Source organism: Variovorax defluvii (assembly GCF_039541515.1).
Classification (GTDB): Bacteria; Pseudomonadota; Gammaproteobacteria; order Burkholderiales; family Burkholderiaceae_C; genus Variovorax; species Variovorax defluvii.
Genome location: NZ_BAABGJ010000010.1, coordinates 19136 through 32303 on the forward strand (window position 1 = coordinate 19136; position 13168 = coordinate 32303).

Consider the following 13168-nt stretch of genomic DNA (forward strand, 5'->3'; position numbering starts at 1 on the left):
CATTCACGTCCCCGCGGGGGACCGCGCAGCTGTTAGTCTGTGACGTCTTTCACGTTCTCCTGCAACCCAGCCGTGCCACTTCCCGCCCGCATCCCACCCCTGCAGATCAGCGCTTTCACCGCCACCTCCGCCGTCGGCGTCGGCAAGGAAGCCCTTGTCGATGCCCTTGCCCGATCGAAGAGCGGGCTGCGGCCCAACGACTTCGGTGCATCGCCCCTGCCCACCTGGATCGGGCGCGTCGGCGGTCTCGAAGAGCTCCGCCTGCCGGACGATCTGGCGCGCTGGGACTGCCGCAACAACCGCCTGGCCTGGCTCGGCTTGCAGGCCGATGGCTTTCTCGAAGCGGTGGCGGCCGCGCGCGAGCGCCATGGCCCGGCGCGCATCGCGCTGATCCTCGGAACCTCCACCTCCAGCATCGGCGAGACCGAGCTGGCCTACACGCAGCTCGATGCCGACGGCCGCTTCCCCGAGGAGCAGCGCCGCCCGGACGTGCACACGCCGCATTCGCTTTCGATGTTCGTGCAGGAGGCACTGGGGCTGGAAGGGCCGGCCGAAACCCTGTCGACGGCCTGCTCCTCCAGCGGCAAGGTCTTCGCCTCCGCCGAGCGGCTGATCCGCCTGGGCCTGGTCGATGCAGCGGTCGTCGGCGGGGTCGACACGCTGTGCGGCAGCGTGCTCTTCGGCTTCAATTCGCTGGAGTTGGTGTCGCCCCAGCCCTGCCGACCCTTCGACGCCGAGCGCAACGGCATCAGCCTGGGCGAGGCGGCGGGCTTCGCGCTGCTGGAGCGTGGCCCGGGCCCGCTGGAGCTGCGGGGCTACGGCGAAGCCAGCGACGCGCACCACATGTCCACCCCGCACCCGGAAGGCCTGGGCGCCGAGCGTGCGCTCGACGACGCGCTGGCGCGCGCCGGCCTGGCGCCGGAGGCGATCGACTACATCAACATGCACGGCACGGCCAGCACCAAGAACGACGAGGTCGAGGGCGCACTGGTGGCACGCCGCTTTCCGGCGAGCACCCATGCCAGCTCGACCAAGGGCTTCACCGGCCACACCCTGGGCGCCGCCGGCATCGCCGAGGCCGTGATCAGCCTGCTGGCGATCGAGCGCGGCCTCATGCCGGGCACCGTCAACAGCACCGTGCCGGACCCGGTCTGCGGGCCGCAGATCCGGCTGCAGCCGGCGCAGGGGGAGGTGCGCTACGCGCTTTCCAATTCCTTCGGCTTCGGCGGCAACAACTGCGCACTGGTCTTCGGCAAGGGGGCTTCGGCATGAGCCCCGCACGGCCGCCCGAAGGGGCTCGCCCCCTCCTTCAGGAGGGGGTGCGCGAAGTACACGAAGTGACAAGCCCGGGGGAGGCTTTCCGAATGACGCCTACCCTGTACATCGAAGGCCCGGCTTTCTGGTCGCCGCAGTTGCCCGGATGGGACTGCGCCCGAGCGGTCTTCCGCGGCGAGGCCCAGCCGGTGGATCCGCCGGCGAAGCGGCCGTCGCCGCAATTGCTGGCACCCGCCGAGCGGCGCCGCGCACCGGACACCGTCGCGCTGGCGCTGGAGGTCGCTTCCGCGGCGGTCGCCGCATCGGGCCGCGAGGCGAAGGACCTGCCCTGCGTGTTCGCCTCGGCGCACGGCGACCTGGGCATCAACGACTACATGTGCGGCACCTTGGCGAGCGACCCGAAGCTGCTGTCGCCCATCAAGTTCCACAACTCGGTGCACAACGCCGCCGTCGGCTACTGGACCATCGGCACCGGCTGCAACGCGGCGAGCAACTCGCTGGCCGCCTACGGCCACAGCTTCGCGGCCGGCCTGCTGGAGGCCGCGGCGCAGTGCGCGGCGGACGGGCAGGCGGTGCTGCTGGCCGGCTTCGACATTCCGGCCGTCGGCGCCCTGGGCTCGGTGGTCACCAGCCGCGAGCTGCTGGCCGTGGCGCTGGTGGTCGCGCCCGCGCGCACCGAGCGCACGGCAGCGGCCTTCGACTGGTCGCTGGCCACCGGCACGCCGCGGCCGCAGCGCGCGCTGACACCCGCCGCCGGCGCGCTGGCGTCGAACGCGATGGCCGACGCGCTGCCCTTCTTCGAGTCGCTGGCGCGCGCCGATACCGAGTCGCTGGACCTGCCACTGGGCGCCAGCCTGTCGCTGCGGCTGCAGCTCGAACCACAAGGCTGACCATGGCGCCCACCCCATTCCGCCACGATGTCGTGATCATGGGAGGGGGGCTCGCCGGACTCACGCTGGCGTTGCAGCTCAAGCAGCGCTTCGGCGACATCGACGTCGTCGTGCTGGAGCGCCGGCCGCACCCGGTGCCGCATGCCGCGCACAAAGTGGGCGAATCCTCGGTGGAGATCGGCGCCCACTACTTCGACACGGTGCTGGGCCTGAAGGCCCATCTGCACGGCGCCCAATTGCGCAAGTTCGGCTTTCGCTTCTTCTTCAGCGAGGGCCGGCGCGACATCGACCAGGTGACCGAGATCGGCGCCAGCCGCTACCTGTCGGTGCCCAGCTACCAGATCGACCGCGGCATCTTCGAGAACTACCTGGCCGAGGAGGCCACCCGCGCCGGCGTCCGCTTCGTCGACGATGCGCTGGTGCGCCGCATCGAACTGGCGCAGGTGCCGCAGGACTCCTTCGGCGACCACGACCGCAGCCGAAGCCGAGGCGACGCCGATGACCCGCAGGCGCTGCACCGGCTCGAATGGACCCAGGACGGCGAGACCCGCGTCGCGCACGCGCGCTGGCTGGTCGACGCCTGCGGCCGCGCTGGGCTGCTCAAGCGCAAGCTGGGCCTCGCGCAGGCCAATGCGCACGCGTGCAACGCCGTGTGGTTCCGCATCGGCGCGCGCATCACCATCGACCACTGGTCCGACAACGCGCAGTGGCGCGCGCGCTGCGAACCGCAGGCGCGCTGGCTCTCGACCAACCACCTGGTCGGCACCGGCTACTGGGTCTGGCTGATCCCGCTGGCCTCGGGCTCGCACTCGGTGGGCATCGTGGCCGACCCGCGCATGCATCCGCTGGAAACCATGGACAGCTTCGACAAGGCGATGGACTGGTTCCGCCGCTGGCAGCCGCGCCTGTTCGACGAGCTCGACGGCCAGCGCCACCTGCTGCAGGACTTCGCCTTCTTCCGCAATTTCTCCTACGGCTGCAAACAGGTCTTCTCGGGCCAGCGCTGGGCGCTGACCGGCGAAGCAGGGCTCTTCCTCGACCCCTTCTACTCCCCGGGCAGCGACTTCATCGCGATGAGCAACACCTACATCACCGACCTGATCGCGCACGACCGCGCCGGGCACTCGGTGGCGGCGCGCGCCCAGCTCTACGACCAGATCTACCACTCCTTCTACGAAAGCACGCTCGCGCTCTACCGCGACCAGTACGCCCTGTTCGGCGACCCGGAGGTGCTGCCGGTGAAGGTGATCTGGGACTACACCTACTACTGGGGCGTGCTCTCGCAGATCTTCTTCCAGCAGCGCCTCACGGACCTCGCCCTGCTGGGCACCGTGCGCGAGGAGCTGCAGCACTGCCAGCGCCTGAACGTCGCGATGCAGGACTTCCTGCGCGCCTGGTCGGACAAGAGCGCCAAGCGCAACCCGCCCGTGATGCTGGACCAGGCCGCGCTGCCCTGGTTCGCCGAGCTCAACCGCAGCCTCAACGACCGGCTGGACGACGAGGGCTTCAAGGCCCGCATGCGGGCCTCGGCGACCCAGCTGCGCGAGCTGGCCGGGGAGATCCTGCGGCGCGCCTGCGCCGAGCATCCCGGCCTGGACAATGGAGCGCTTCGAGCGGTCCTGGCCGACCACGTGCCGACCTCGCCGGCCCAGGCACCGGCCTCGCCCCTGCTCTTCGACGCCTGAAGAAGCTGCGCGCCGATACGCCCGGCAGCGAGGTTTACGGTAACTTTACGGACCGTTCAAGCCTGCTTGTCGCCGCGCGGCGACGCTTGAATCCAGACCTTCCGGCCCCGCGCCGACCTTTGAAGAACGGCAGTGCCGTCCGAGGAGAACGATGAGCACCCCCCAACTCCTGATGATCGAAGACGACACCCGCCTGGCGCAGATGGTGGGCGAGTACCTCACCCAGTCCGGCTTCGGCTTCCATCACGCCCCGGACGGCGCCAGCGGCCTCGACATGCTGCAGCAGCGCTCGCCCGACCTGGTCATCCTCGACCTGATGCTGCCCGACACCGACGGCCTGGACGTCTGCCGCCGCATCCGCGCGCTGCCCAACAGTGCCCTGGCCAAGGTGGCGGTGCTGATGCTCACCGCCAAGGGCGATCCCATGGACCGCATCATCGGCCTGGAGATCGGCGCCGACGACTACCTGCCCAAGCCCTTCGAGCCACGCGAGTTGCTGGCGCGCATCCGCGCGGTGCTGCGCCGGCGCAGCGAGGGCAGCGCGGATTCGGCACCGGCCGCGGTGATGCGCTTCGGCTCGCTGGAGATCGACCGCAACGCCCGCAGCGTGACCGTGGGAGGTGCGGCGGCCGAACTCACCTCCTACCAGTTCGACCTGCTGGTCGCCATGGCCGAGCGCGCAGGCCGGGTGCTCACCCGCGACCAGATCATGGAGGCCGTGCGCGGCCGCGAGCTGGAGGCCTTCGACCGCTCGATCGACGTGCACATGGGCCGCATTCGCGCGGCCATCGAAGCCGATGCCAAGAACCCCAAGCGCATCCTGACCGTGCGTGGCGTCGGCTACGTCTTCGCCAAGCAGCAGGACTAGGACCAGGGTCCATCCCATGCTGATCGACCTGTACAAGCGCCACCTCTACGTCCGCATCTGGCTGGCGGTGGTCGGCGGCGTCGTGATTCTCACGCTGACCGCCAACTGGATCGTGCGCGAAGCCGCCGAGAGCGAACGCGAGCGCATGTCGGCCGTGCCGCGCGAGGTGGTGGTGCTCGACAAGGACGACCGCCGCATCGGTGTCGGTAGCGCGGTGCGGGTGCCCGGCCAGGGGCTCGAATTCGACGTCACGCTGGAAGACGGCCGCGCGCTTTCGCTGCGCGTCGCGCCGCGGGCACGTCCGACCGGCACCAGCGGCATCGCCGCCTGGCGCACCCCTTTCGGCCTGGGCTGGATGGTGGCGCTGGTCGGCGTGGCTGTCGCACTGGGCGTCTACCCGATCGTGCGCGGGCTCACCAAGCGGCTCGAGGCGCTGCAGCGCGGCGTGCAGCGCTGGGGCGAGGGCGATCTGTCGGTGCGCGTGGTCGAAGACGGGGAGGACGAGGTGGCCGACCTGTCCAAGCGCTTCAACGCCGCCGCGGCCCGCATCGAGGAGCTCGTGCGCTCGCACAAGTCGCTGCTGGCCAACGCCTCGCACGAGTTGCGCTCGCCGCTGGCGCGCATCCGCATGGGCCTGGAGCTGATGAGCGACCGGCCCAGCCCCACCGCCCGCGAAGAGATCGCACGCAACATCGCCGAGCTGGACCAGCTCATCGACGAGATCCTGCTGGCCAGCCGGCTCGACGCGAAGGAGGCCGACATGGGCACCGTCGAGACGGTGGACCTCACCGGCCTGGCCGCGGAGGAGTGCGCTCGCGTGGAGGCCGAGCTCGACGTGGCCGAGGACGCCAGCAGCGATGCGCTGACCGTGCGCGGTGTCCCGCGCCTGCTGCGCCGTGCCATCCGCAACCTGCTGGAAAACGCGCGCCGCTACGGCGCCGGCGAGATCAGCGTGGAGCTCGACGCGCGCGGCGGCCGGGCCGAGATCCGCGTGAGCGACCGCGGCCCCGGCGTGCCGGCCGCGCTGCGCGAGCGGATCTTCGAGCCCTTCTATCGCCTGCCCGGCGCCAGCGAGCGCAACGGGGGCGTCGGCCTGGGGCTGGCGCTGGTGAAGTCGATCACCGAGCGCCATGGCGGCAGCGTGCGCTGCGAGGACCGTCCTGGCGGGGGCGCGAGCTTCGTCATTGCGTTGCCCAACTGAAGCAAGGCCTGCGGCTGTTCACTGCGCTGCGCTTCGTGTCATTCCAGCCTTCGAGCGGTCGGCCTGAGGGCAGCCGTGGTCTGACCCGGCTGGTCAGGAAGGCATGACGGCCACACCTAGAATCCGCCTCCATGCAGAGATCGCAACTCGTCCGCCCCGCAGCCATGTTCTGGGGGCTGACGGTGTTCATGCCGGTCGGCGTTCCCTACCTCGCAGCCTTGCTGCTGCTGATGGCCCTGCTGATCGGCGGCGGCTTGCGCGAGCGCGCGCGGCGCCTGCGCGCCAATGCGCTGTTCTGGCCGGTCACCCTCTACGTGGCGTGGACGCTGGTGATCCTGGCCATCGAGCCGGTCTACCCGCAGACACCGTCGAACCTGGTGCATGGGTTGCGCATCGCGGCCACGGTGTTCATGGCGCTGGCCCTCACGCGCGAGGAGGCCGTCTGGGCGTTGCGCGGCTTCCTGGCGATGGCGCTGTTCAACATCCTCCTGATCGGCGCCTTCTGGATCGCCGTCTGGCAGCGCGCCTACTTCCCGGTGTTGGAGGTCTGGCGCGGCGTGATCTTCCTGGTCGGCAACAAGTCGATCAGCAACGCGCTGCTCTTCACCATCCTGGGCGCGACCGCGGCCGTGTTCGGCCTGCAGGCGCTGTCCGAACACCGGCCCTTGCGCGCCCTGCTCGCGCTCGCGCTCGTGGTGGTGGTGGCGGTGCTCATCACCTTCAGCCTGCCCTCGCGCACCTCGCTTCTGGCCCTGCTGCTGGCCCTTCCCGCCGCCTGCCTGCACCAGTGGCGGCGCCAGCTCAAGGTGCTGGCCCTGGCGATCGTCGCCGGCGGCGCGATCGTGGCGGTGGTGTTGTGGAACCTGCCGGCCGTGCAGCGGAAGTTCGAGCTCGGCGTGCAGGAACTCGAGGCCGCCCAGCAAGGCGCGGTGTCGGAGGGCAGCTGGGTGGTGCGCTACTACATGTACCGCGACACCGGCCGCATGATCCTCGACAAGCCCCTCACCGGCTGGGGCATCGGCGGCTGGACCGAGCAATGGCATCTTCGCGGCCCCAAGCTCCTGGCCGACTACAACATGCCGCACAACGACTTTCTGTGGATGGGCTCGCAGGCCGGCATCCCCGGCGCCCTGAGCCTGCTGGCGATCATGCTGACCGGGTTGTGGGTGGCATGGCGGCGCGATGACCTGTATGGGCGCTATGCCTTCGCCGCGCAGCTGATCGCGTTGGTCGCGACCAACGCGAACTCGGCCCTGCGCGATGCGCAGATCGGGCTCAGCCTGCTGTGGGTGTCGACGATCTACCTGCGGCTGGCGCAGGAGCCGGGGGATTCATGGCGCGGGCTGTTGCCGCGCCGCGGGGCGGCACCGGCGCTCGGCGGCGATGCGTCGTCGCATCGGCAGCGTGAGAAGGTGTGAACGAACCCGCCATGCCCGCTCATCCTGCCCCGGCACGCCCACTCTTCTTTGCGAACGCTCGCATGCTCAGAGCGGGCAGGCGAACGCAGCTCACGTCGGCACCTTTTCCTTCTGAAGCCTGTACCGCTCGAAGAACGCCCGGACCATGTCACGGTCTTTCCCTTCCAGGTGCCCGAAGCTGCTCTTCTTGTAGGCCGCGTCAAGTTGCTGCACCGTATCGGCCACGCCACTCGCTTGATCAGCCGGCAATGAACTCAAGAGGTGACAGATCCACAGACACATCCGCTGCTGCGCGCGCGAACTCAGCGCCAGGACTCTCGCCAGTTCGGTGATGGCGCCCCGTTCGGTCGCGCGGGGTGCCGTCATGTACTTCGCCGTCGCCTGAAAATCAGCGCCGGTCACGATCTTGGATTCGCAAAGCAGTGCGATGAGCCCGTTCGCCTCGCTGCCATTTCTTTCGTAGGTCTTGCTCGCGCACTTGACAACGAGGCCAACGATCAACGTTCTGTATTTTTCGTCCTTCGGGTATTGCTCCAGCAAGCCCTTGATCCAGGCGGCGGACGCGCCCTGCAGGACATAGGCAACGATGTCGTCCATGTCCGCCTCTCGAATCCCGTCCGTTTCCTGAACCAGCGCGTTCTTCAGAATGGCGGCCGTCGGATCGGAACCCGGCCTCGTCGACTGTGACCGAGGGTAGCGCAACAGGAGCTGAACCTTCCACGGTGCATCCTTGCCTTCGGTCAAGCCCAGCCACTTCAACACGTCGTTGGGACTCTGGCTCTTGGACAGTTCCATCAGTCCTTGCTGCACACCTTTCTGCAACGGGAGCGATGACTGGAACGCCCCGTCTGCACGACAGCGGGCGATCAGGTGGGTGAGCACCTGCGTCACGTCATCGGGCTGTGCAAAGGGAATCGCCAGGGATCCATCGCCCCAGGGCAAATGCATTCGACATGTCGGCCGGGGGCCTGACGCGCGCCGGTGATCCTCCAGCAGCCAGGGCAGATGGTGAGCGAACGAGTGGGCCGCTGCGATCGAGAAATGGCGATTGAAATGCTTGTGGAGCCTGTCCAACAGCCAATCCCGGGCCTCACCGCGCAACGTGCCATGCTTCAGGGCGAAGGACAGAACGATGAACGCAGAAGCGAAAAACAACTCCGCCTGGTTGTCGCGCCGGAGGCAGTTGATCATCTCCACGGCATTGCCGTACCGTGGCTCCCGACCATCCGCGCCGCGCAAGATTTCGTGGAACTGGTGACGAATGTAGCGGACCCCGGTCCTCCAGACGAGCGAGCCTTGCACGGGGTACTTCGCACTGCGCACCCGCCACAGCATGGTGTCGGGCTGATAGCGGGCCAGCAAAGCCTCGGGATCGGGATTCAAACGCACGCCCCCCTTGGCGGCGCGCGCGGCCGTTTTCGGGGCGTAGGCTTTGTCCCATCGCTCCAGGACTTGCCTGAGCTTCGGGTGCTCCACCGGCCATGCGTCTGCCGTCTGCCGGCCGCAGTCCACCAAGACGTTGTAGAGCGTGGGTTCCGCCCACAAAGGACAGCGTGCCACCCATACCTCCACCCGTTTCGGATCGAGGTCCTGCTTCTTCAGCTCAGACGCCAGTCCCCATTGGAAGTGGGCCAGCAACGATTCCCGGTCCACCTCATCGCCGGTCCGCGCCACCAGCACGTCGAACGAGGGCGGGTACCTGGTCAGCATCGTCCATTGGTCCTCGGCGGCCAGGCACAAGAACACAAGGCAGGCCACGGAAGGCGCATGGCTGGCCAGATCGAGGATCACGCTCTGAAGCCATTGAACATCCCCTGTCAAGCGGAGCCGATCGGCCGTCACGGTGAATGTCACCCCCGGTGCCCGCACATCCACCATCCAGGTCGGCGTATCCAGAAGCACACGCAGGACATCTTCTTCGTGCCGCATCCCCAACGCGGTGAGCACCTCCAGCGCCAAGGCCACTTGACTCAGCACGTGCACGGCGCGCGGGCCCTGCAGGTGAAGCGTCCCCCGAGATATCCACGGTTCACCCTGCACGCCCTTGGCCGTCTTCAACGCGGACAGGAACGCCATGTTCTCCCATGCGGGAGACAGCCGCAGGCAGGCCCCGCCCTCTTCCGTCACGACCTGTCGTGAAGAACGGTTGGCGTCGTGGCCTCGTGGGTCGGCCCTGTAACGCTGGAAGAGGTCCCTGACCTTGGTACCGTTCTCCTTCAAATGTCGGAAGTCGTACCCCTCGCAGGTATCGTCAAGATACTTGACGGCCTCGGCCACGCGGCCACTTTCATCGGCTTGTACGGCACGGTCAAGACAATAGACCCACAGATACATCCGTTCCAGCCCGCGAGGGTCGGAGGACAACGCCGCCCGCAAGGCCCTGACGGCTTCCAGCGTGAGCGCCGCCCCGGCGGCCATCGACCACGACGCCACACCGAGATCGTCGTCGAGCACGAACCGACACTTGCAAAGCATCGCCACGAACTCGGTCGCCCGCGCGAGGTTTCCAGCGTCATAGGCGTTGCTTGCGCACTTGACGGCGAGGCAGGCAATCAAGCTTCTGAATTTTTGCTGCGCAGTGTCGAAGGGATTCAGTCCCAGCAGCGATTGGACCCAGGCGGACGACTCGCCCTGCAAGACGCAGGAAACGATGCCATCCATGTCCCGGTCCGGAATTCCGTCCCGGTCCTCCTGGGCAAGAGCCAGTTTCAGAATGGTCGCCGTCTCGAGCGACCGTGCCAAGTCGTTGCTCTGCAGGCCTTGGTCGCTCAGCCATTCGTCGCGCCACAGCAGCCGCATCTTCCACGCTGCCTGCCTGAATCCATCCTTCTGACCGGTCGGCGCCAACCACACGAACAGGTCCTCACCGGCCATCACTGCCAGTGTGTCCTTCACTGCTTTCTGCAAGGGCAGCCTTGACTGAAAAGCGCGTTCTTGATGACACCAGCCGACCATGCGGCGCACGATGTCGAGAACGTGGGCATCGTCCGAAAACTCGACCGGCTTGTCATCGAGGTTCTCACTCAATGCCAGTTGCCTGGCGGACGGGTTCGCCAACCGATGGACGAGCGCACTGGCGGCCACGGCGCAGAAATCACGACGAAAGTCCTTGAAAAGCCTGGCCAGCAACCACTCGAGCGCTTCACTTTCCACCTTCGTCACCATCAACTCCGCGGAAACGGCAGAAAGCGCGCAATGGAAGAGGAAGCGCGCCCGCGTCGCCCTGTCTTCTTCCGTGTGCGACGGCAACCCGCATTGCGTCAGAGCCTCGCCGTATCGCAGCTCCCTGACTTCATTGCGGCCTCGCACGCTGAGGAGGATGATCGCGAACTGCTCCCGAATCCGGCCAGCATCCGCAGACCCGATGGGATCGACTTTGAAGACCTGCTGCCGGTCTACGCCATCGATGGGCGCAACCGACATGGTCGAACAAGACATCCTCCATCTCGTCAGGATTTCGCCGAGCGCAGGGTCGTCGAGCATCCATTGGCTTGTGATGGATTCATCGCCGTGCGTCGACCAGATGCGGTTGAGCGAAGCTTCTGCCCAAGGCGGGCAGCGTGCCATCCAGACCGCGACGTAGGGTGCACCGCGCGGCTTCTTCATCTCGGACGCCAGCCCACGCTCGAAGTAGACCCGCAGTGCTTCCCGGTCTTGTTCGTCCTCGACACGCGCCACCAAGGCATCAAAGGTGGCGGGATGGTGGGACAACAGCGTCCATCGCGCCCTCGGGGTCAGCAGGTCCAGGACGACGCGACAGGCGAGGGAGGGGGAATGACAGGCCAGGCCGGCGATCAAGCTCTGGAGCCATCGGGCATCGCCTTTCAAGCACGCGCCATCGCTGGAGAGGGTGAAGCTCATACGCCGCTTCGCCGTATCCACCATCAGCGCCGGCGTGACCCGGAGAACATCCAGGGCAGCCTTCTCGTCCGATACACCCAGCGCGCGGAGGATCTTCAACGCCATGGACAGCTTGGCCAGGACGTGCGGCGCCCCGGGGCCCGGCAGGTGAAGCTCTCCCGCAGCGATCCAGGCGCCCTGCCCGCCCTTCACCTTGCCGATCACCGACAGCAGGGCCTCCTGGTCTCTGAACCCGCTTGGCAAGCGCATGAACGCGCCACCCTGCTCATCCATGATGTCGAGCCAGCTTTCGTCCGACCCGAAGATGTTGTCTTGCTGCACTTCGATGGGCAGTCGCGCGCTCGGCCGGGGCAGCGATGGAGCGAGGCGTTCGGGCGAGACCGGTCGCCGAGTCGTCAGGTTCGGTTGGCTGGATGAGCGATGCTGCACAAGACTTCCCTGTTCGGACGGGATCGGCGCCGCTTCGCACTCGCCTCCCCCCTTTTTTGTTCGCGTCGGTGGACGCGGAGACTAACCGATCTTTTTGTGTCTTGCGGCGATATCTCTCCGGGCCCTCCCACTTTTGTGCCTGCGGCGTCACACGCGAGTGCGCCGCAGTGTCGATGCTCGGCGCAGCCGACCGCCGGCGCGCTGAACGATCAGCGTCGATTCAACAGGGAAATGCGGGGTGAAGGCGGGCCCGAGCGGGCGCGCTGGACACCCCCTCAGTGGCGCTGCGCCACCGCCTCGCCGGCCTTGAGCCGGTACACCGTGCCGCAGTACGGGCACTTGGCCTCCCCGGTGCGCGCCACGTCCAGGTAGACCTTGGGGTGAGCGTTCCAGAGCTGCATCTGGGCCTTGGGGTTGGGACAGAACACACCGCCCTGGTGGTTGAGGTCCTGGCCCGACAGTTCGATCACGGCATTGGCGCTCATGGCGTTCTCTTCCTTACTCAGACCTTGGTGAGCCAGTGGGCGTACTTGGGATTGCGGCCGTTCACGATGTCGAAGAAGGCGCTCTGGATCTTCTCGGTGACGGGTCCGCGCGAGCCCTGGCCGATCTCGATGCGGTCGAGTTCGCGGATGGGCGTGACCTCGGCCGCGGTGCCGGTGAAGAAGGCTTCCTCGGCGATGTAGACCTCGTCGCGGGTGATGCGCTTTTGAACGACCTCGATGCCCAGGTCCTTGCAGATGTGCAGGATGGTGTTGCGGGTGATGCCGTTGAGCGCGCCGGCCGACAGGTCGGGCGTGTAGACGACTCCGTTCTTGACCACGAAGATGTTCTCGCCCGCGCCTTCGGAGACGAAGCCGGCGGCATCGAGCAGCAGCGCCTCGTCGTAGCCGTCGTCCACCGCCTCCATGTTGGCGAGGATGGAGTTGCTGTAGTTGCTCACCGCCTTGGCCTGCGTCATCGTGATGTTGACGTGGTGGCGCGTGTAGCTCGAGGTCTTGACGCGGATGCCGCGCTTAAGGCCTTCGTCGCCGAGGTAGGCGCCCCAGGCCCAGGCAGCGACCATGGCGTGGATGCGGTTGCCCTTGGGGCTCACGCCCAGCTTCTCGGAACCGATCCACACCAGCGGCCGCAGGTAGCAGCTCTCCAGCTTGTTGGCGCGCACCACCTGCTTCTGGGCCTCGTTGAGCTGCTCCGGCGAGAAGGGGATCTTCATGCGCAGGATCTTGGCGCTGTTGAACAGGCGTTCGGTGTGCTCGGCCAGGCGGAAGATCGCGGTGCCGCCGTCCGTCTTGTAGGCCCGCACGCCCTCGAAGGCCCCGCACCCGTAGTGCAGCGTGTGGGAGAGCACGTGGATCTTGGCTTCGCGCCACTCCACGAGGTCTCCGTCCATCCAGATCTTGCCGTCGCGGTCGTCCAGTGCGGGGGGCAGCGCGCTCATGTCTTTTTGTCCTCTGGGGAAAGGGAAGTCGCAAAAGCTTTCGATTTTACGGCGCGCCCCGGCGCCGTCCCGCCGACAATGCACGGCTTTGCCAACTGCC

Annotated in this window: 9 protein-coding genes; 6 read left to right on the forward strand and 3 right to left on the reverse strand. The window is 67.4% G+C overall.

Translation table 11 applies throughout. From position 1 onward, the window contains the following. Nucleotides 1-72 precede the first annotated feature (72 nt). The 6 genes from ABEA07_RS06335 (at nucleotide 73) to ABEA07_RS06360 (ending at nucleotide 7337) form a co-directional block, all read left to right on the forward strand. Entirely contained in the window at nucleotides 73-1272 is a 1200-nt protein-coding gene (locus ABEA07_RS06335) for a beta-ketoacyl-[acyl-carrier-protein] synthase family protein (RefSeq protein WP_345536618.1), read from the forward strand. 92 nt (nucleotides 1273-1364) lie between these two features. Continuing rightward, nucleotides 1365-2165: a beta-ketoacyl synthase chain length factor gene (locus ABEA07_RS06340; protein WP_345536619.1), complete on the forward strand. Its 801-nt coding sequence runs from the start codon at nucleotides 1365-1367 to the stop codon at nucleotides 2163-2165. 2 nt (nucleotides 2166-2167) lie between these two features. After that, entirely contained in the window at nucleotides 2168-3850 is a 1683-nt protein-coding gene (locus tag ABEA07_RS06345) for an NAD(P)/FAD-dependent oxidoreductase (RefSeq protein WP_345536620.1), read from the forward strand. 151 nt (nucleotides 3851-4001) lie between these two features. Next, on the forward strand, nucleotides 4002-4718 hold the full coding sequence (locus tag ABEA07_RS06350; protein WP_345536621.1) for a response regulator: 717 nt from the start codon (nucleotides 4002-4004) through the stop codon (nucleotides 4716-4718). A 16-nt stretch (nucleotides 4719-4734) separates the two neighbouring features. Continuing rightward, nucleotides 4735-5919 (forward strand): ATP-binding protein, encoded by a 1185-nt coding sequence (locus tag ABEA07_RS06355; RefSeq protein WP_345536622.1) that lies wholly within the window; start codon nucleotides 4735-4737, stop codon nucleotides 5917-5919. 131 nt (nucleotides 5920-6050) lie between these two features. Next, the gene (locus tag ABEA07_RS06360) at nucleotides 6051-7337 is read left to right on the forward strand and encodes an O-antigen ligase family protein (RefSeq protein ID WP_345536623.1); all 1287 of its coding nucleotides are present in this window, start codon (nucleotides 6051-6053) and stop codon (nucleotides 7335-7337) included. A gap of 90 nt (nucleotides 7338-7427) precedes the next feature. On the opposite strand, the gene ABEA07_RS06365 is transcribed toward ABEA07_RS06360, so the two are convergent. The 3 genes from ABEA07_RS06365 to ABEA07_RS06375 all read right to left on the reverse strand — a co-directional run bounded on the left by ABEA07_RS06365 (nucleotide 7428) and on the right by ABEA07_RS06375 (nucleotide 13068). Continuing rightward, entirely contained in the window at nucleotides 7428-11519 is a 4092-nt protein-coding gene (locus ABEA07_RS06365) for a hypothetical protein (protein WP_345536624.1), read from the reverse strand. A 383-nt stretch (nucleotides 11520-11902) separates the two neighbouring features. Then, nucleotides 11903-12112, reverse strand: coding sequence for a zinc-finger domain-containing protein (locus tag ABEA07_RS06370; RefSeq protein ID WP_345536625.1), 210 nt, complete (start codon nucleotides 12110-12112; stop codon nucleotides 11903-11905). 17 nt (nucleotides 12113-12129) lie between these two features. Then, the gene (locus tag ABEA07_RS06375; RefSeq protein ID WP_345536626.1) at nucleotides 12130-13068 is read right to left on the reverse strand and encodes a branched-chain amino acid transaminase; all 939 of its coding nucleotides are present in this window, start codon (nucleotides 13066-13068) and stop codon (nucleotides 12130-12132) included. Nucleotides 13069-13168 lie beyond the last annotated feature (100 nt).